15 protein-coding genes and 1 pseudogene are annotated in these 19,318 nt (G+C 59.6%); 7 read left to right on the top strand and 9 right to left on the bottom strand.

Translation table 11 applies throughout. The features are described 5' to 3' along the window. Window position 1: 1 nt before the first annotated feature. Both QOM10_RS03750 and ptuB read left to right on the top strand, forming a co-directional pair. Entirely contained in the window at window positions 2–826 is an 825-nt protein-coding gene (locus tag QOM10_RS03750; RefSeq protein WP_316918360.1) for an AAA family ATPase, read from the top strand. Between the two features lies 1 nt (window position 827). Continuing rightward, entirely contained in the window at window positions 828–1,466 is a 639-nt protein-coding gene (gene ptuB / locus QOM10_RS03745; RefSeq protein ID WP_316917605.1) for a retron Ec78 anti-phage system effector HNH endonuclease PtuB, read from the top strand. Window positions 1,467–1,867: 401 nt separating this feature from the next. Here the strand turns inward: ptuB and QOM10_RS03740 are convergent, their stop codons facing one another. Then, entirely contained in the window at window positions 1,868–2,494 is a 627-nt protein-coding gene (locus QOM10_RS03740) for a hypothetical protein (RefSeq protein ID WP_160038251.1), read from the bottom strand. Between the two features lie 82 nt (window positions 2,495–2,576). Further along, window positions 2,577–3,617 carry a DMT family transporter gene (locus QOM10_RS03735; RefSeq protein WP_316917604.1) on the bottom strand — a complete coding sequence of 347 codons (1,041 nt, stop codon included), beginning with the start codon at window positions 3,615–3,617 and terminating at the stop codon, window positions 2,577–2,579. Between the two features lie 314 nt (window positions 3,618–3,931). On the opposite strand from QOM10_RS03735, the gene QOM10_RS03730 reads away from it, so the two are divergent. The 5 genes and pseudogenes from QOM10_RS03730 to QOM10_RS31225 all read left to right on the top strand — a co-directional run bounded on the left by QOM10_RS03730 (window position 3,932) and on the right by QOM10_RS31225 (window position 8,797). Then, window positions 3,932–4,303, top strand: a complete 372-nt coding sequence (locus QOM10_RS03730; protein ID WP_316917603.1) for a DUF6124 family protein — start codon at window positions 3,932–3,934, stop codon at window positions 4,301–4,303. Window positions 4,304–4,564: 261 nt separating this feature from the next. After that, the gene (gene rimJ, locus QOM10_RS03725; RefSeq protein WP_316917602.1) at window positions 4,565–5,152 is read left to right on the top strand and encodes a ribosomal protein S5-alanine N-acetyltransferase; all 588 of its coding nucleotides are present in this window, start codon (window positions 4,565–4,567) and stop codon (window positions 5,150–5,152) included. Window positions 5,153–5,182: 30 nt separating this feature from the next. Further along, window positions 5,183–6,661: an ArnT family glycosyltransferase gene (locus tag QOM10_RS03720; RefSeq protein ID WP_316917601.1), complete on the top strand. Its 1,479-nt coding sequence runs from the start codon at window positions 5,183–5,185 to the stop codon at window positions 6,659–6,661. Between the two features lie 48 nt (window positions 6,662–6,709). Beyond that, window positions 6,710–7,939 (top strand): annotated as a pseudogene (locus QOM10_RS31230) (methyl-accepting chemotaxis protein); the annotation flags it as partial. After that, window positions 7,934–8,797, top strand: a complete 864-nt coding sequence (locus QOM10_RS31225; protein WP_371748303.1) for a methyl-accepting chemotaxis protein — start codon at window positions 7,934–7,936, stop codon at window positions 8,795–8,797. The pseudogene QOM10_RS31230 and the gene QOM10_RS31225, both read left to right, overlap by 6 nt. Before the next feature lie 296 nt (window positions 8,798–9,093). Here the strand turns inward: QOM10_RS31225 and QOM10_RS03710 are convergent, their stop codons facing one another. From QOM10_RS03710 to QOM10_RS03680, 7 genes are all read right to left on the bottom strand, one after another. After that, window positions 9,094–9,342 (bottom strand): FitA-like ribbon-helix-helix domain-containing protein, encoded by a 249-nt coding sequence (locus QOM10_RS03710; protein WP_316917600.1) that lies wholly within the window; start codon window positions 9,340–9,342, stop codon window positions 9,094–9,096. Window positions 9,343–9,418: 76 nt separating this feature from the next. Beyond that, on the bottom strand, window positions 9,419–10,792 hold the full coding sequence (locus QOM10_RS03705; protein WP_316917599.1) for a DUF1329 domain-containing protein: 1,374 nt from the start codon (window positions 10,790–10,792) through the stop codon (window positions 9,419–9,421). A 131-nt stretch (window positions 10,793–10,923) separates the two neighbouring features. Continuing rightward, window positions 10,924–12,882 carry a DUF1302 domain-containing protein gene (locus QOM10_RS03700; RefSeq protein ID WP_316917598.1) on the bottom strand — a complete coding sequence of 653 codons (1,959 nt, stop codon included), beginning with the start codon at window positions 12,880–12,882 and terminating at the stop codon, window positions 10,924–10,926. A 48-nt stretch (window positions 12,883–12,930) separates the two neighbouring features. Further along, complete coding sequence (locus tag QOM10_RS03695; protein WP_316917597.1) at window positions 12,931–14,220, bottom strand: phospholipase; 1,290 nt, start codon at window positions 14,218–14,220, stop codon at window positions 12,931–12,933. 241 nt (window positions 14,221–14,461) lie between these two features. Continuing rightward, window positions 14,462–16,030: an FGGY-family carbohydrate kinase gene (locus QOM10_RS03690; RefSeq protein WP_316917596.1), complete on the bottom strand. Its 1,569-nt coding sequence runs from the start codon at window positions 16,028–16,030 to the stop codon at window positions 14,462–14,464. 20 nt (window positions 16,031–16,050) lie between these two features. Beyond that, window positions 16,051–17,646, bottom strand: a complete 1,596-nt coding sequence (locus tag QOM10_RS03685) for a glycerol-3-phosphate dehydrogenase/oxidase (RefSeq protein WP_137218901.1) — start codon at window positions 17,644–17,646, stop codon at window positions 16,051–16,053. Window positions 17,647–17,651: 5 nt separating this feature from the next. Beyond that, a complete protein-coding gene (locus tag QOM10_RS03680) occupies window positions 17,652–19,247 on the bottom strand; it encodes an FAD-binding oxidoreductase (protein WP_316917595.1) in 1,596 nt (531 codons plus the stop codon). Between the last annotated feature and the right edge of the window lie 71 nt (window positions 19,248–19,318).

Genomic DNA, 19,318 nt, shown 5'->3' with positions numbered 1-19,318 from the left:
CGTGCAATGGTTTCGCTACTGGAGCCTGAATGCCAAAGAAGCCCAACTCAAGGCGCTTGAAGCAGGGGTCAGCATCGCCAAAACTGAATTCGACACCTACATCCAGTCAGTGAGTCGCGCCGTGAACGTTTGCATTCAACCGGCAGGCTGGAGCGGTATAGAGTACTCCTTCACCCGCGACACGCTTGTTGCCCGCCATGAGCAATTAGGTGAACTGCCAGTCGAGTGGCTCAGCGACGGTATTCGCAACATGATCGGCATGGTTGCCGATATCGCATTTCGCGCAACCAAACTCAACGGCCACCTTGGTGCGCAGGCGGCGCAAGAGACACCAGGCCTGCTGCTGATCGACGAAGTCGACATGCATCTGCATCCGGAATGGCAGCAAGTGGTGCTGCTCAACTTGGCCCAGGCGTTCCCGGCCATGCAGCTTATCGTGACAACTCATAGTCCTCAGGTGTTGAGTACGGTCTCCTCGGACTGTGTTCGAATCCTGCGCTGCGAAATCGATCCCGAGACCACCAGCCGGGTCACCACCGTCAGCGAGCCACAATGGCAAACCCGCGGCGTCGCCAGTTCCGATCTGCTGGCCCGTATCATGGGCGTCGATCCGGTACCTCATGTGCCTGAGGCCATCTGGGTTTCTGATTACCAGGCGCTAATTCAGCAGAACCTTCATGAGCAGCCTGAAGGGCGTGTATTGAGAGATAAGCTGGAAGCCCATTTTGGGGCTGAACATCCAGTTATGCACGAATTTGATCGATTGGTTCGTTTGCAGAGAATCAAGCAGCGCCTGCCGCGCGAACTTGTCAAAAGGGAGCGTTGAGGTGCGGCGTCTGGATAGGCAAGACGAACCACCGGCGGGCCTGAGACGTTACCGCCATGGTCGGGACGCCTGGAGTGCCATGACGCCCCAAGAGCGCCTGGATCTCTGGCTGTCGCTTGACTTAATGCAAGGGCCTCGATGTGCATACTGTGAGGGGCCAATGGGTGAGGGAAATCGTCATATAGAACATTTCCGCCAACGCGGGAGGTACCCCCAAGGTACGTTTGACTGGAGCAATCTATTTGGCTCCTGCAACCGTTCCGGGACTTGCGGAAAGGCCAAGGACCAATGCGGAGCCTATCCCCCAGAGACGCTGATCAAGCCTGATATCGAAGATCCCGACGTATTCTTGCTCTTCACGCCCGGCGGCACCGTGCGGCCACGCGCGGGTCTTACGGCAAACAACCGTCTTCGTGCCACTGAAACCATCCGCATTCTTGTGTTGGACGGTGCCTTAAATCAAATTCGTCGCGCTCAGCTCTGCGGCTATATCCAGACCATGGAGACCTTTGCTGATTACGCCGAGGCTTATCCCGATGACGATAGTTGGGTAGAGGAGTTGGAACGGGAAGTGCGCGACACTGCGCATTTGCCGTACGCGACGGCAATCAGGCATGTGCTGACTCGCCAGAGCGAGTGAAGGTATGAACGAGCGCCAGTGTTGGCTCTCAGAAGCCATTGGTTGAGCTCAAAAGCGAGATCCGAAATACAGCTATGGTATTCAGCTCTGATCGACGTAAGGCGGGAATCTAAGTATATCCGCGGACGGTATTCCAAATGGTATTCCAAAGAAAATATTAACCGAAAATAATCGCTATAAATCAATATGTTAAAGACCAAGTTCAGATTACCCCGGCCCACCAACTCTCAACAACAAGGCCCGCCAAGTGCGGGCTTTGTTGCATCTGGACATCAGCCAAACCGGGGATCCACGACCGCAGCCTGCAATCGTTCAGGCTCGATAACCCCGGCGATGCTCCGCCAACCTACAAAAAAGGACGACACAATGTCGTCCTTTTTCCTACCTGCACTCATGCCCCATCAATGAGCAACACTAACCAAATCCGGACGGCTGGATTTGAGCATCGCTTCATTAACTTTGCCTTGAATCGAGCAAGTAAACATCCCCTTACTCCCAGCACTCAGCTCTTCCGGAGCCGGTTCGATCAAGAACACCCGCTCAGCACTGTCGACCACCAGCTTACCGGCAGTAGCGGCAGGATCTTCCGGCTGCCAGCTGGATTTGCCATGAGACCAGATTTCCGCACGAGCGTAGAGTCCCTGCGACATCTCCATGCGTGGTCCGCCCGCTTTTTCCAGCTGAGTGTGGAGTTCATTCGGCGTCTGTTTGGCGTAGAAGCCCCAACTGATGATGCGCGTGCCCATCAGGTCCATATCTTCGGCGTAGAAGCCGGTCAACGACATGCCATCGATCTCGACCGGCTTGGCGAACATCCAGCGCTGCCCCATGTCGCTCTTGGTACCGCCGGACAATTTGATCTGGCCATTTTCGACAGAGTTCGGCACCAGATCCTTGATCAATGGTGATTGCACAACGGCCAGTGAGTGATCGTCACAAGCGGCAAATGACGCCACTGGTGAGGGTGCAGCGGCAACGCTGACAGTCGAAAAGAGGGTCACAAGGGGCAGCAGGAAAAAGGGTTTCATGGAATGACTCGAATGAAAGACTGAAGAAACTGGCAAAAAATGATATCACAGTGATATCAATTGACAGACTTTCGACATTCAATCAGTGCTCATGCCGGTGATGAATATCCGGAAAATGTGCATGCCGGTGACGCATCGGCGTATGCACATGCGGATGGCTGTGCGGCTCCGTTCCATCCCAGTCAAACCCGTGCGTATGCTGGTGATGCTCGTCGTGTGTGTGGCGATGATCATGCTCGAGCCGTTCGTGCTGATGCTCATGAATATGGTTCTCCATCAAGTGAATCCATACCCCCACGGCCATTAACGCCGCAGCGAGCAGGAACATCAGCGACACCGACTCGCCCAGCAGCAGAATCGAGATAGCTGCGCCCAGAAACGGCGCGGTGGAAAAGTACGCGCCGGTGCGTGCACTGCCCAGCCCACGCAGGGCGAGGACGAACATCACCAGGCTGACCCCGTAACCGAGAAACCCGACCAGCAGGATGGGCACCAGCGAGGCGGTTGCGGGCAGTTGTTTGCCGATTAACAAGGCCAGGCCGCAGTTGACCACTCCCGCCACAAGACCTTTGCTGCCCGCGATAAACAGTGCATCCGAGGCAGAGACCTTACGCGTCAGGTTGTTATCGATGGCCCAGCAAAAGCAGGCGAACGCGACGGCCAGCGGCCCTGTCCAGTCTTGCGCCGACACGGCTTCTTGCGGCCAGGACAACACGACACCGCCAGCCACGATGGCGAGCATGCCGATCACGATTCGCCGATCGGCGTTTTCCTTGAACACTATCCACGCCAGCAGCGCCGTGAGCACTGATTCCAGATTGAGCATCAGTGACGCGCTCGCGCCGGACGTTCGGGTCAAACCGAACATCAACGCCACCGGTGCCAGCACGCCGCCGAAGCCGATGGCTCCGACCAGCCACGGCCATTCGCCGGTGCCGAGTCCGGAACGTTGCCAGCCTCGATCGCGGGCGAAACGCAGGACGGTCAAACCCAGACCGCTGCCCAGATAGAGCAACCCGGCCAATAGAATCGGTGAAGTCTGTACGCCTAGGAGCTTGGCGAGTGGCGTACTGGCACCAAACAACGCTGCCGCAACCAAAGCGTAGAGGATGCTCACATTCATGAAGGAATCACTCGCTCGGGCCGATGAAATACCGGCAACAATCATCGCAAAACTCAGGTGAGAATTGTGTGAACCGTTCCGCCCGCTGACTACATGCTTGAGATGGCTTTCCGTGATCACCGCGACTGCCGTCTGGTTTTGTCGCCATGCCCTCCTTCCCACACCGAACGTCCTAGGAAAATTCCCGCAACACGCGTCGACTTTGATGAACTGGTGGACAGTTCCTCAGGACGTTACCCTCCACGACCACTGCCATCCAACGGACGATTTGGCAGCCGCAACTGCAGTGAATGTTCACTCCACGGAGCTACGTCATGAAAAAAACCCCACAGCTTTCGCTGGTTGGCTCGGCACCTTCCGACGCGCCCGCTTCCAGCACCCAACCTCAGTCGAACACCACCGCACGCGCCGAGGCGACCCGTCGGCGGCGTAGCGTCCCTCTCAATCAACTCATCAGGGTGCGCGACGATGTCGACACCCTGACCCTGCTCACCCACGCCAGCGAGATCCTCGATTCCCTCGCGGCCATCAGCGCAACCTTTGCCGATGAGTTCGACGGCTCGAAACGCCATGTGGCGGTGGCAATGAAGCAACTGAGCGCACTGGCCGAGATCCTGGTCTGCCGGGCGCGGGACAATCTTGACCCGCAGGGACCGCAAACCTGCGGGCCTGAAACCCGCCATTGACGGGTGAAACCTGTAAGAGTCGCCCCGTCGCTCGGGTGAGCATCGGACAACGCCGAGCCGCCCATCGAGATGAATTTTTCTTCACTGCAGCTACGCGGCCAAGCCTTGTACAGTCCGCTCGCTCATTCAAGAAACTACGGTTCGCCCGCGCTCCTGCGGGCTTTTTTTTGCCTCGGATTTATCGCGCCAACCTGCGAGGGCTTGCTCTCCCACTGGCGAGTGCGCCAACCTGCCGGAAGATCCCCCACTCCGGAGCATCCGATGCCGCTGTTGACCCTGCCCTGCCAACGCCTGACGCTCGCGATACTGGCTCCGGACCAGTCCGAACTTGAAAGCGAGTTCTACCGACGCAACCAGCGCCACCTCGCACCATGGTCGCCCATCCGCACCACTGAATATTTTTCCACCGAGCAGATTCGCCGGCGCCTTGAAATACAGGCCAGCGCCTTCGAGGCCGGGCTGGCCATGCACTTCGCGCTGTTGACCCCGGATGGCCAGCAAATGATCGGCGCCTGCAACTTCAGCGGCATTATTCGCGGGGCCTTTCAGGCGTGTTATCTGGGTTATCACATTGATGAAGCCCAACAGGGACAGGGTTTGATGCACGAAGCGCTGAAGGCTGGCATCGACTACATGTTCGATATCCAGAACCTGCACCGGATCATGGCCAACTACATTCCCGGCAACGAGCGCAGTGAGCGCTTGCTTGAGCGGTTGGGCTTCGAACGCGAGGGTTACGCCAAGGCGTATCTGAACATTGCCGGGCGCTGGCAGGACCACGTGCTGACGGCGCTGGTCAATTCGAGATTCGAAACACCAGAAAAGCGCTGGTCGAAACCTTTGGCGTGAGTTTCACAATTCGTTAAGGATTGCCGTCGTATGCTCAGGCCTCCCGCCCCTTCCGGTTGCCTGAAACCTATGTCGCGTGCCGTCACTTCGCTGTTTCTGCTTGCTGCCCTGCTGTTTTTCTTCGCCTTGGACGGCCATCAATTGCAAGGCTCCACCGAGGCTCGCGTCGCCGGCATCGCCATGGAGATGCACCTTGATAACGACTGGGTGACGCCTCGGCTGTTTGGCGAGCCGTTTCTGGAAAAACCACCACTGAGCCTGTGGCTGGATGCCGGCGCCATGCGCGTGTTTGGCGTTTCACCGTGGGCGGTGCGGCTGGCGTCGGCGGTGGCCGGTTTAATCAGTGTGATGCTGCTGTACGGCATGTTGCGCCGGTTTGGACGACCGAAAATGGTCGCCTGGACGGCAGGCATTCTGCTCGCGACCATGGCCAGTTACTGGAGCAATGTGCGCGGCGTCGGTGAGGATGCGTTGCTCGCTCTCGGCGTGACCACGGCCCTGCTCGCCTTTTATCAAGCGCAACGGGCACCGAGTGTCGGCAGTTCGCTGTTGTTTATTGTCGGGATTGCCATCGCCACGTTGAGCAAAGGTGTGCTGGGGCTGGCCATGCCGGGGGTGGTGATTTTTGCTTACCTTCTGGCCGACAACCTGATGGACAAGCGCCTGAAAATCGTTGACTGGCTGCGACCGGGCTTACTGACCCTGGTCGGTTTGATTCCGCTGCTGATCTGGCTCGTCATCCTCTTTCAGCACGGCGGCGCACAAGCCGTCAGAGAAGTGCTGTTGACCAACAGCGTCGGGCGCTTCAACGGATCGTTCGTCGAAGCCGGACACTACGAACCGTTCTATTACTACCTCGCCAAACTGCCGGAAGCCTTTCTGCCCTGGAACATTCTGGTGTACCTGGGACTCTGGCATTTCCGCAAACAACTGAAGGCCAACCGTTACCTGTTGTTTTTCAGCCTGTGGATCATTGCGCAGTTCATCATGCTGACATTGGCGTCGAGCAAGCGCACGGTGTATCTGATGTCGATGACACCGGCCGCTGCGGTGATCGCAGCGGAGTATGCGGGCGTGCTGTTCGAGCGCTTGAAACAGTACGAATCAGGCAATGGATTCGTAGGCCGAATCGCCCGGCAGCGTCAGAAACTGGCAGTCGGCGTACTCACGCTGGTGATCGGCAGTTATCTCGCGGCCGCGCAATGGGCGCTGCCCCACGCCGACAAAAAGCTATCGTTCCTGCCGTTGAGCGAACACATTCAAATGCTGCAAGCCGAAGGTCGACAAGTTGCGTTGTTTCAAGCCAATGAACGCGTCGGCGGCGCCAGCGTTTTTTACACCCGGCAGGTGCTGAAAGGCCTGGATACCGACGCGCAACTGCGAGACTTCCTCGCAGCCTCGCCATCCCACGTCGCCGTCATGGCGGCAGACCGCGAACCTGTCGCACCGTTGAAAGTGCTCAAGACCCTGAGAGTCGGTCGGCAGGCTTATTACTTCGTCAGTTATTGAGGTAGCCGCTACACGATCATCTCGTGCACGCACGCCCCTGAACCCGCGATGAAAAAGAGCCTCAGCGGGGCCGTTACAAATTCCGTAGGACAAAATCCTTTCAGCTCTGGGAAATGCGGCCGATACAGACCTGCTAACACCCTTGCTGGCTCAAAAAAACAACAATCTTCCAGCCTAACCGACGACAAGAAACCCAACGTTTCTGGAGGATTTTTGATGAATAGCTGGTTCGGCAACATCAGCGTGAACATGAAATTGGGCCTGGGCTTCGGCCTGGTGCTGGCCCTGACCTGCGTGCTGGCCCTGACAGGCTGGACCAGCCTCGGTGGCCTGATCGACCGCAGCAACTGGATGAGCGACATCACCCAGCTCAACGCCGGCCTGACCAAACTGCGTGTGGTGCGCCTGCAATACATGCTGACCAATGGCGATGAAACCGCCGCGCAGAATGTGCAGACCACCCTGGAAAGCTTCGCCGCGCAGCAACAGAAGCTGATCAACAGCTTCAAGAGCCCGGAAAACGTCAAACTGCTCAAGGAGCAGGCCGCGACCATCGCTGAATACCAGACGTCGCTGAACAAAATGCGCAACGCCTATCGCACCGGCAACAGCGCCCGCGACAGCATGAGCGTGAGTGCCGAGACCGCGTACAACCAGATCGAATCGATCAGCAAGCGCGTACAGCAGATGGACATGAGCGAGCAGCGTTTCGAACAGTTCCAGGCGATCACCGCCGCCAAGGAAGCGTTCATCCTCGCGCGCTACGAAGTTCGCGGTTACACCGCCACCACCAACGCCGACACCGAGCAGAAAGCCGTCGGCCAGGTGGATGTCGCGATCGCCAGCCTCAAGCAACTGAACGTGCATTTCGCTGATTCTCAGCAAGATGCCCTGCGTCAGTTGGAAACCGCACTGGTCAACTATCGCAGCGCATTGATGGCGTATAAAAATGCCAACACCGATGCGGTGCAGGCGCGTAAGGAAATGACTGATCAAGGCGCCGCCATCGTCACCACCAGCGAGCAGCTGTATCAGATCCAGCTCGACCGTCGCGACATCGAAAGTGCCCAGGCGCGCACCTTCCAGTTGATCAGCACCCTGCTGGCGCTGTTGGTCGGCGTGATTGCTGCGGTGATCATCACCCGTCAGATCACCCGTCCGCTGCAAGAAACCCTGGCTGTGGTCGAGCGCATCGCCAGCGGCGACCTGACCCAGAACGTCACGGTCACCCGCCGCGACGAACTCGGCGTGCTGCAACAAGGCATCGCGCGCATGGGCGTGACCCTGCGTGACTTGATCAGCGGCATCCGCGACGGCGTCACCCAGATCGCCAGCGCCGCTGAAGAACTGTCCGCCGTGACCGAGCAGACCAGCGCCGGTGTGAATAGCCAGAAGGTCGAGACCGATCAGGTCGCCACCGCGATGCACGAGATGACCGCCACCGTGCAGGAAGTCGCGCGCAACGCCGAAGAAGCTTCGCAAGCCGCTGCCGCCGCTGACGGCGAAGCCCGTGAAGGCGACAAAGTCGTAAACGAAGCCATCGCGCAGATCGAGCGTCTGGCCAGCGAAGTGGTGCGCTCCACCGAAGCCATGAGCGTGCTGCAACAGGAAAGCGACAAGATCGGCAGCGTCATGGACGTGATCAAGGCTGTTGCTGAACAGACCAACCTGCTGGCCCTCAACGCTGCGATCGAAGCCGCGCGTGCCGGTGAAGCCGGTCGTGGTTTTGCCGTGGTCGCCGATGAAGTTCGTGGCCTGGCTCAGCGCACACAGAAATCCACCGAAGAAATCGAAGGCCTGGTCGCCGGTCTGCAGAACGGCACCCAGCAAGTCTCGGCGGTGATGAGCAACAGCCGCGCCCTGACTGACAGCAGCGTGGCTCTGACGCGCAAGGCCGGCGCATCGCTGGAAAACATCACCCGCACGGTGTCGAACATTCAGTCGATGAACCAGCAGATCGCTGCAGCGGCTGAACAGCAAAGTGCAGTGGCTGAAGAGATCAGCCGCAGCATCATCAACGTGCGCGATGTGTCGGAACAGACCGCTGCCGCGAGTGATGAAACAGCTGCATCGAGTGTTGAACTGGCGCGTCTGGGTGGTCAGTTGCAGCAGATGGTCAGCCACTTCCGCGTTTGATCTTGATTTCGCGCTGAAGCTACAACCGCATCGCGAGCAGGCGAAGGCCTACAAAAAATGGTGTTGATCACAGATTATGTGAACGACGCCAATCCCCTGTAGGCCTTCGCCTGCTCGCGATTGCGTCCGCCCCATCACCCCGATGTCCCGGAAAAAACTCCGCCTAATGTAGGAGCTGCCGCAGGCTGCGATCTTTTGATCTTCGCTTTTGAACAAATCAGAAGCCAGATCAAAAGATCGCAGCCTTCGGCAGCTCCTACATAAAGGTATTCTTCAGCGCGTGCGCATTTCGAGCATCAGCAATCTGGAAAATCCATAACCCTGGCTTTTTCCTGCCGTGAAGGCAAACCAAGGTCGATCCCTCCGACCGAGGAAAAGCGCTGGCGAATCCGGCTACCCAAGCCTCCAGCGCTATCCCTTCTAATCAATGCTCGCCCCAGAATCATGCGAGCTTCTTCCTCGATGGAGTTTCCATTCTGTGCCGCGTTAATCCGTAACTGATCCATGAGCGGACCATCAACATTTCGAATTGTGATGCTGGCCATGATGCCTCCTGCTATCAAGCAAAAATCATTGATCGAGACTAACATCCATCCACCCAAGAACAGCCAGCGCAATCACTTACCGCGTCCCACGCTGCCGCAACGCCGACGGCATGAAGTACGCATCCTCCGGCACCGGTTGTGCGAAATCGACAGTCTCCGCCTCTTCATTATCAAGGTTCTGCACGTAATAACGACGCGCCTGCAAATCGTGGAACACGTCCAGCGCACTCCACGTGGTCGGCAGGTCATAGAAGTTTTTCAGATAGGCCATCGACACCCGCCACAACTCCCCTCGCCCGTCGTATTGATCAACCAGCGCGGCGCCCCAGCTGTCTTCATCGAGAAACAGCACTCGCTTGGAATAGATATGCCGCGAGCCCGGTTTCAAGTTGCCTTCCACCACCCACACGCGGTGCAGTTCGTAGCGGGTGTATTGCGGGTTGAGGTGGCCCGGCGAGAGCAATTGCGCGTACTTCACGTCGGGGCTGGCGACTTTGTAGTTGTTGTAGGGGATGTAGATTTCCTGTTTGCCCTTGAGCTTCCACTCATAGCGGTCCGGCGAGCCGTTGAACAGGTCGGTGTCGTCGGCGGTGCGCAGGCCATCGGATGAAGCGATCGGCGTGTCGTAGGCGAGATTCGGTGCGCGGCGCACGCGGCGTTGGCCGGCGTCGTAGATCCAGGCCTGACGTGCGTCCTTGAGTTGGTCGAGGGTTTCGTGCACCAGTGCGGCACCGCCGGCCAATCGTGCCGGGCTTTTCACGAAGGCGAGGTAGTAGAACAGGATGTTTTTCAGGTCGGCGAACTGGCCGTTCGGCCGGTAGTAGTTGAACAGCGCTTCCTGCTGCGATGTCACCAGCGCGAAGCTGCCGTTGCGTTGTACCGGCGCTTCGGAAGCGCGGCGCACGACGTAGATGCCGCGGTAGCGGGTGATGTGGTTCCACAGCACTTCGACGCCATCCTTGGGCACCGGGAATGGCACGCCGCCGTAGGCATCGGAGAAGCCGCTGCCGCCTTCGAGCAGCTTGGCCGAGGTGGCGTTTTTCAGGGTGTTGTCGTACAGCCACTGCGGTGCCGAGCCAGATCGCCGGGATGGGTAGATCGGCATCTGGAAGGTGTCGGGGTAGCTGTTGAACAGGGCGATCTGGCCGGGGCTGAGGTGGGCTTTGTATTGGTCGAGATTGGCTTTGGTGATGGTGAACAGCGGTTTGTCGGCCGCGTACGGATCGGGATGGTGTTGGCCGGGTTTGTAGCCGGCCGGGGCTTGAGTGATGCCGCCAGTCCACGCAGGAATCGTGCCGGCGGCGTTGCCCGCGCGCTCGGCGCCCATGGGGGTCAGGGTGGTTTTCAGTTGTTCGGCTTGTTGTGGGGTGATGGCGGCCAGAGCGGTGCTGGCAGCCAGGGTCAGAAACAGCGCTAGCGATGTTTTTGTCAGTCTTGAAGTGTGAATCATGACTTTCTCCAAAAATACAAAACCTGTGGGAGCGAGCCTGCTCGCGAAAGCGGTGGGTCAGTCGACATCAATGTTGAATGTCCCGGCCTCTTCGCGAGCAGGCTCGCTCCCACAGGGGCTGTGTGTAGCCTTTAAAGGAAATACTTGAGGTTGAACCCGACGTTGTCGCGGTCGCGAATGCCGTTGTTTTGCCCGCCGCCGTAGAACTCGGTGTATTGCAGTTCGGCTTCGAGCTTGTTCTGGTAATTGGCCTTGATCCCCAGCGTGTAGGCCTTGCGACCTTCGATGGTGTTGCCGGCCTGGTAGCTGTTGCCCTCGAAATCGTCCTTGTAAACGATGTACGGCGAGACGTTGACCCCGGCGTACACGTCGTTCCAGGTGCCGTTGAGCATCGCCGTGTAGCTGTAGGAATTGCGGTTGACCTGATCGTCGCGATCACCGCCGGAGACATAGGAATAGTTACCGGTGCCGGCATAGTAGCGACGGCTGCCGTCATACCCGGTGTATTGCAGACTGCTGCCGCGCAGGTGTTCCGAGGCCAGTTCGAAGATGCCGAACAGCGAGTCGAACGAAGCGGTCGGGCCGAAGTTGTAGATGGTGCCGAGCGAGGTGTTGAACGCTTCGACGCGTTCGGCGTTGTTGATCTCGCTGTTGAGATTGACCATCTGCCCGCCGACGTTGATCGACCTGCCCGTCACCGCCACGGCAGCTCCGTTGGCCAGGTCACCGATCAAATCGTTGGTGGCTGCGACACCGATCGGCAGGTTCGGCCGATAAGCGATTTCGCCGAACACCGATGCCTCGCCCAGTGTGGTGTTGAAGCTGAAACCGTACATGCGGATGTCTTCGGCATAGCGCCGATGCGCCTGGATATTGCCCATCACATCAGCGGTGGCCAGACCATTGGCCAGCGCCCCGGCCTGACTGCCAGCGACACCGGACAACAGGTTGGTCAGCGCATCCATGTCGATGCCTTTGTAGCCGCCCAGATCCGCCGCGATGGTCGGCTCCTTGGCGTGGTAGTTGACCAGGTACAAACCGAACTCGGTGCTGTTGAGTTGTTCGGCGATGTAGCGAAAGGCAAAGCCGAACTGGCCATCGTTGCGCGCGTTGTAGTCCTTGCCGATGGACGCGACTTTGAGCGTATTGCCGTAGGCCGGGGTCACGCCGTTGGCGTACAACCCGGTGCTTTGCAGGGCGGAACTCAGTAGCGGGTTGTTGCCGAGTGCGCTGTACAAACCGATGACGTTGCCAAACCCCGGCACCGGTGTGTCGAGCGCCGTGCCGCTGAAGTTGTTGTACCCGGTGTTGCCGCCGTCGGCGAACAGGTCGGTTTGCGAATAAAACGTGCCGACCGGGTCGATACGGGTTTCCTTCCAGTTGGTCTGGTAGAAACTCTCCATGGTCAGCGAATCGGTCAGGCCGATGTTGAAGCTCAGCGCCTCCACCGGCACCAGCACTTCCTTCACTTCGGCGCCGGGCAAACGGTACTTGGCGGCGTCCACCGGGTTGGTGGTGTTGATACCGCCACGATAGAAAATCCCCTCGCCCCAGTTGAACACTTGTCGACCGACGCGCGCGGTCACCGGCATCTGCGCAACGTCCCAACTGCCATGCACGTAGGCGTCGAGCATCTCGATGCGGCTGCCGGCGATGTCGCGGGTCTGGCTGGTGAAATGGTTGTCCTGCGGGTAGCTCTGGCTCGGTTGCGAGGGGCTGTTGTTGTCGTAGTAGTCGTTGCGTTTGTCCATCAGTTGCGTGTCGTAAAACGCGGTGCCGCGCACGAACACGCCATAGTTCTGATAGTTGGCTTCAAGCTCGGAGGTGATCTTGTACACCTCGGAAACCAGCCCGGTGTCGAAGTTGCGATTGCCGTCGTTGGTGTTGACGTCATCGTTAGTCTTGTCGCGGCCCTGCACCCGCCACAAACGGCCGTAAGACAAGGTCGTGTCGAGGGAGCCGGTGACCTGCTTGTCCATGAAGCTGAATTCCACCGCGTGCGCCGCATCGACTGCGCACAGTTGCAGCAACCCGGCCAGGCCGACACCGGGGAGCGCGGCGCCCGTCAGGCGCAATCGAGTGTTGATCATGTGTTCCTCCTTCCCTGTGTTTTTATTGTTTTGGTGTACGTTGCCACGCTACGGCGCCAATCCGGCGCTGACGTAAATCCGGCTGTGCGCGCCGAAATGCCCGAGCAACTTGAACAACTGCTGGTTGAGTGCCGGGTGGTCGAAATCTTCTCGTTGCAGTTGATTGCCGCTGCTGAAATCACTGCTGACGGGCGCTGTTTCCAGCCACTGGCCGATGGCTTCGTCGAAGGCGGCGGAGTCGTTGACCGACTCGGCACTGACCACTTCGCGCAGGTAGTCGACCGAGTACGGCGGGTAGCTTTTGTCCTGAGCCACGTCGGCGTAAGCCGCGAGCATCGGATGCGCCTGACCGGTGCGTAGCACGCGGCGCAGCCAGGTCGATTGGTACTTTTCCACTTCCATATGTCGAGTGGCGACGCGTTCGATCGAGGCTTGTTTGTCGGCGGCGAAACCGGCCAGCGCCTTGCCTTCAAGCAGCAGAAGACTGGCGAGGTCGACGCCCGGCAAGGGCTTGGCGTGATACGGCTGGGTCAGGTCCTGAATGTGGTGCAGGCCCCAGCCAAGAAAGCGATAACCCCAATACGGATGACCGCTGGCAAACGCCAGTCGCGCCAGGCCCATGTATTGATAGGCGCGCCAGTCCAGCCAACTGCGCTCAAGGAAACCGGCAGCGGCGTACACCACCGCGCTTTCATGGAAGAAGCCCATATGAAACGGCGCCTGCGAGCTGTACTGGAAACGCGCATCACCGAACGGTTGCGGGCCGAAGCCATAGACCGCGCCGACGTTGCCTGGGTTGTCGCTGAACAAGTTGATGTCGTGACCGTAATCCGGCTCGTCGGCGGCGCTGGCGAGTATGGCCAGCGGAGCGACTTTTTCATGATCGGCGACCACGATGAAGCGTTGGCGATTCCACGGCGAAAGGGTTTGCTCGACCATGACCTGATTGGCCTGCAAATGCTCACGTTCGGGCAGGTCTTTGCCGGGCAATGGCTGGATGACCATCGCCAGGTAAATCTCGGGATTGATGCGCAGTGCCGTGAGAAAGTCGTGGCGCAGATTGTCACTGGGCACCGCTGGCAATTTCAGGTTATCGGGGCGTGGTGGGTATTGCGCGAAGTGCTCGCGGGCAAAGCTTTCCTGTTGCTCCAACAGCGCCAGCACGGCCGGGTATTGCTCAGTGAGAAACTGCTCCAGTGGCTCGACTGCAACCGCTGGCGTATCGCGCAACGCCGGCAGTTCCTGCAATGCCAGATAGCTGCCCACCGTATGGTTCGACCAGCCCCAGGCGCTCGGGGCCGTTGCACAAAGCAGCAAGAGGAGGGAAGTCAGTTTCATTGCTTCTGGTTCTTATTGGCGGTGCCGTGGGGGATGAGCCTAACAACCGACCCCGCCGCTGACACTGTCCGATCTCACCAGAAAAAGTCTCCGATGGCGCCAATTACCCGATATCAAAAACACCACCGTCCCCTGTAGGAGTGAGCCTGCTCGCGATAGCGGTGTGTCAGTCAAATAGATGCTGACTGACCCTCCGCTATCGCGAGCAGGCTCACTCCTACAAGGGATTTGTGGTGGTCAGCTAAGCGGGGTAACCGGTGATTTTGCGGATGCTCTGGTACAGCGGTTTAAGCTGGCGGTACATGCGCAGGTAGACCTCTTTGTACAGTTGCTCATAGATTTTCTGCGCCTCGGGCTGCGGGGTGAACACCGCGCCCACCCGAGTCATCGCCGCGATGGCCGTGGGGAAATCCGCGTGCAGTCCCAACCCCACCGCACAGCAAATCGCCGCGCCCAGACCGGACGCCTCATACACATGCGGACGCTCCGCCGGCAGGCCGAAAATATTCGCCGTCAGCTGCATCGCCGCATCACTCTGCGAACCACCACCGGCCACGCGCAAACGCTTGACCGAGACCTTCGAACGCCGCTCGATATTCTCCATGCCCTGACGCAACGCATACGCCAATCCCTCAAGAATCGCCCGGTAAATATGCGCGCGAGTGTGCACATCGCCGAAGCCAATCATCGCGCCTTTCGCCTCAACACCCGGCTCACGAATCCCCGGCGACCAGTACGGTTGCAGCATCAAACCCATCGAGCCGGGCGGCACCGCGTTGACCAATGCATCGAATAGTTGCTCCGGCTCGACGCCCTGCTCTTTGGCCTGCTGCATCTCACGCAGACCGAACTCGTTCTTGAACCAGCTGACCATCCAGTAACCGCGATAAATCATCACCTCGCAGTTGTATTGATCCGGCACTGCCGAGGGGTACGGCGGGATCAACGGAACGATTTCCAGATAGCGCGAGCGGGTGCTGGTGATCGTTGCCGTGGTGCCGTAAGACAGGCACACCGTGCTCGCATCGACCACGCCGGCACCGACCACTTCACACGCCTTGTCAGCGCCTGCAGCAATCAGCGGCAAGCCTTCGGGAATGCCGGTGTGGCGAGCGGCTTCAGCGGTGATGTAGCCGAGGGTTTCACCGGGTTTGTGCAGGCTCGGCAATTGCTCGGGACGCACCGCCAGCGCCTGCCATTTCCAGTCACTCGGCGCGGCCCATTTCAGCCGTTTGAAATCGAACGGCAGATAGCCGACGCAGCAGCCTACGGAGTCGACAAAACGCCCGCAGAGTCGATGAGTAAGAAACCCCGACAGCAGCAAAAATTTGTCAGTCGCCCCCCACACTTCAGGTTGGTGTTTTGCTATCCAGTTAGCCTCAGCCTGAGCGCGAAAATAATCCACCGTACCCTGCGCGCCGACCAGTTTGAGCAACCAGCCCCACGGTCCTTTGATCCCGCCCTCGACCTCGCTCTGCCGTTGATCGAGCCACAGAATTGCCGGGCGCAGCGGTTTGCCCTCGGCATCGACGTTGATCACCGTGCCGCGCTGAGTGGTCAGGGAAACGCCGGCAATCTGCGAACGGTCGATGCCAGTCTGCGCCCAGACCTGCTGACATGCCTCGCCGAGTTTCGCCCAGTAATACTCCGGATCCTGCTCGGCCCAGCCCGGTTGCGTCGAGTAGTACGCTTGCAGTTCGACCTTGCCTTTGCCGAGCAGATTGCCCTGCAGATCGAAGAGCAGCGCGCGCACGCTCTGGGTGCCGTTGTCGATCGCCAGCAGGTAACGCTTGTTCGGGTGGTTATCCATGGAGCTCTCTTCAAGGGGCATCAAGGCGTGGCATCCGGCAAACCGTGATGGCATTGCCACAACGCCTGATAACGCTGTTCTTCCTGCTGCCAGTGTTCGTCGCTCCAGGTCAGTCGTGGCTGACAGAGTTGGCGGATGGCGGCGAAATAGTCTTCGCCACCGCGCGGCAACAGCAGACCGAGACGCGTGCGGCGCAGGAGCAGATCGTCGAGGTGTAGGATCATTTCCGTCTCACAGGCGAAGGCCAGTTCGGCCCACAGCGTATCTGTAGCGCCGACCGTGTCATGACCGATCTCCCTGAGCAGTTGCGCCAGCCTTGGCAAGTCGCGCCCATGTCGCCCGGCGAGACGTCGCCATTGATGGCTGCTCAACTCTGGAATCGCCAGCGCAGGGACAGCGGCAAACACCGGCGCGGCGTCATCGACCAACGGACGTTCGAGCATGGCCGCGCAGGCCTTTAGCACTTCGATGGCTTGTGGACGAAACGTGGTCAGCTTGCCGCCGGCCAGGGTCACGCAACCGGGCTCCTGCCACAGCACATGTTCACGGGTTTCGTTCGAGGGTTTGTCTTGATGATTACCCGCTGCACTGCCGACCACCGGACGCACGCCGGACCATGTCGACAGCACATCCGAAGCACTCACTTGCGCGCCGGGAAATTGTTGCGTGCAGGCGGCCAGCAGGTAGTCGAGCTCTTCGCCGCTGATGCTCGCGCTCTGATCCAGATCCTCACGGTGATCGAGGTCCGTGGTGCCGACCACTGTCGCGCCCTCCCATGGGAAAACGAACACCGGACGCCGGTCGCGCTCATGCAGAAACGTGAACGCCTGCGCCACCGGCAAACGCCACCCCGGCAGCAACAAATGACTGCCGCGCAACGGCCGCAATTGCCGTGGTGCCTCCATCGGCCGCAGGCGTTCAGCCCACGCGCCAGTCGCCACGGCGAGCACGTCGCAGCACAATTTCAGGGTTGTGCCCGCCTCGCAATCTTCGATCTGAACGCCGCAAACACGGCCGTTTTCTCGCAGCAAATGTTCGACGCGAACGCCATTGACCACGACAGCGCCATCGGCCCGCGCTTCGCTCAACACACGCATCACCAGCCGCGCATCATCGGTCAGCGCATCGACAAAACTGGTGCCGCCGAGCAAGTCGATTTCCTTCACCCCAGGTGCCAGATATCGAAGCTGTTGCGCATCATGAAAACGATGGCTGCGACGCCCGGCCAAGGCGTCATAAACGCTCAGCAAACCACCCAACACCCGAGGTCCGGGAAAGCCGCCGCGATAGTGCGGCATCATGAAACTCATCGGCTCGACCAGTCCCGGGACTTCGTCAAGCAAGCGCTGGCGCTCGCGCACCGAGTCGCGGGTCAGGCGCCACTGGCCCTTGGCGATATAACGCAAACCGCCATGGACCATTTTCGATGATCGGCTGGAGGTGCCCCAGGCAAAGTCGCGCTGCTCCAGCAACAGGCAGCGCCAACCTCGGCGCGCGGCTTCACGCAGAATGCCAGCGCCGCTGATGCCGCCGCCGATGACGATCAGATCCCAGGTTTCCTCGGCCAGCGTCGGCAGAATCTGCTGGCGCCACGCGGCGTTCCAGTCCTGACTCATGGCCGTCATTCCGGCAACAGCGTGCCGGGGTTGAGGCGCCCGGCCGGATCGAAGTGTTTGCTCAGCGCCTGCAAGGCATCCATCGCCAATGCGCCCTTCTCGCGCAGCAGGTACGGCGCGTGATCCTTGCCGACGCCGTGCTGGTGACTGATGGTGCCGTGGTTGTCGACGATGGTCTGGCTGGCCGCCTGTTTGAGCGCTTTCCAGCGCGCCAGCGTCGCCGGATAGTCAGCCGCCGGGCGAAACACGTAAGTGGTGTAGATGCTCGAACCTTCGCCGTAGACGTGGGACAGGTGGGTGAACACATGCACGCGTTCGCCCTCGGCGGCCAAGGCCTCGCGCAGGCTGTTTTCGATGAGGTTGAGCAGGTTGTCGACATTGCTCCAGTCGGTAGCGGTTTCGAGGGTGTCGACCACGTAACCGGCATTCCACAGGTTCTCGCGCAGGTAAGGAAAACGGAAACGGTTCTGCGCCCACTTCTTGCCGAGCAAGGTGCCGGTGAAGACGCCGCCGAAGGCTTTGAGGTGTTGTCGTGCCTGTTTCAGCGACAGTGCGTTTTGTCGACGATTGCCGGTTACGCCGAAGGTCAGCAGGCATTTGCCCGAGCCTGCGCCGCGCAGGTTCAGGTACTTTTCCAGCCAGGCGATTTGTTGCGGATGACCGGCCAGCGCCAGTTGCGTTTCGGTTTCCACGGCGTTGGACAGGCGCAGCATCGACAGCGGTACGCGCGCCTGAGCCAATTGGCGGATGGCGCTGAGTGCCTGCGGCCAATCAGGTAGAAACACACCGTAGAAACGCTCATCGGCGGGCAAGGCGCTGACCCGCACCTTGACCTCGGAAATGATCCCGAAACGTCCCTCGCAACCGAGCACCACTTCGCGCAGATCTGGGCCTGCCGCTGAGGCCGGGAACGTTGGAATTTCCAAAGGTCCGGCAAAGGTTTCCAAGGTTCCGCCCGCAAACAATTGCTCGATCCGGCCATAGCGCAACGACTGCTGACCGCTGGAACGGCTGGCCACCCAACCGCCCAACGTCGACAGCTCCCACGACTGCGGGAAATGCCCCAGCGTGTAGCCCCGCGCACGCAACTGACTTTCCACCTGCGGCCCACTCGCACCGGGACCAAACGTCGCCAGCAGGCTCTGTTCGTCGAGGTCGATCAGGCGATTCATCCGCGCCAGCGAAACCGTCACCACCGGCCGCGCCGAATCCGGTGGATTGATGTGGCCGGCCACCGATGTGCCGCCGCCATAGGGGATAAGGCACAGGTCCTGTTCGTGAGCGAGCGCCAGCAATTGGCGAATATGTTCAGCGGTCTCGGGGAACGCCACAGCATCCGGATAATTGCCCAGCGCACCTTCGCGCAACGCCAGCCAGTCCGGCAGGCTCTGGCCCCGCGCATGCAACAAACGGTCATGCGCATCGACGCTGTACAAGCTGTGCGCCGGCAATCGCGAAGCCGACACGCGGGTCAATGCGGTCTCCAGTGTGGCATCGGGCAGCGCGCGCCCCTCACCCAGTCGCTCATGAAGAAACTCCGCGCCCTGGGCCGGCAGTTCGACCACCGTGGTTGCATCTCCCCAGCCGTTCCAGCGTCGCATGCGTGTGTCCTTCTAACCGTCAGATCAGTGATATTTCAGGCCTCCATACTAGCCAGCGGCCGCAAAGTGTC

Source organism: Pseudomonas sp. P108, from assembly GCF_032613195.1.
Taxonomy (GTDB): domain Bacteria; phylum Pseudomonadota; class Gammaproteobacteria; order Pseudomonadales; family Pseudomonadaceae; genus Aquipseudomonas.
This window is presented reverse-complemented; position numbering and strand designations above follow the sequence as displayed.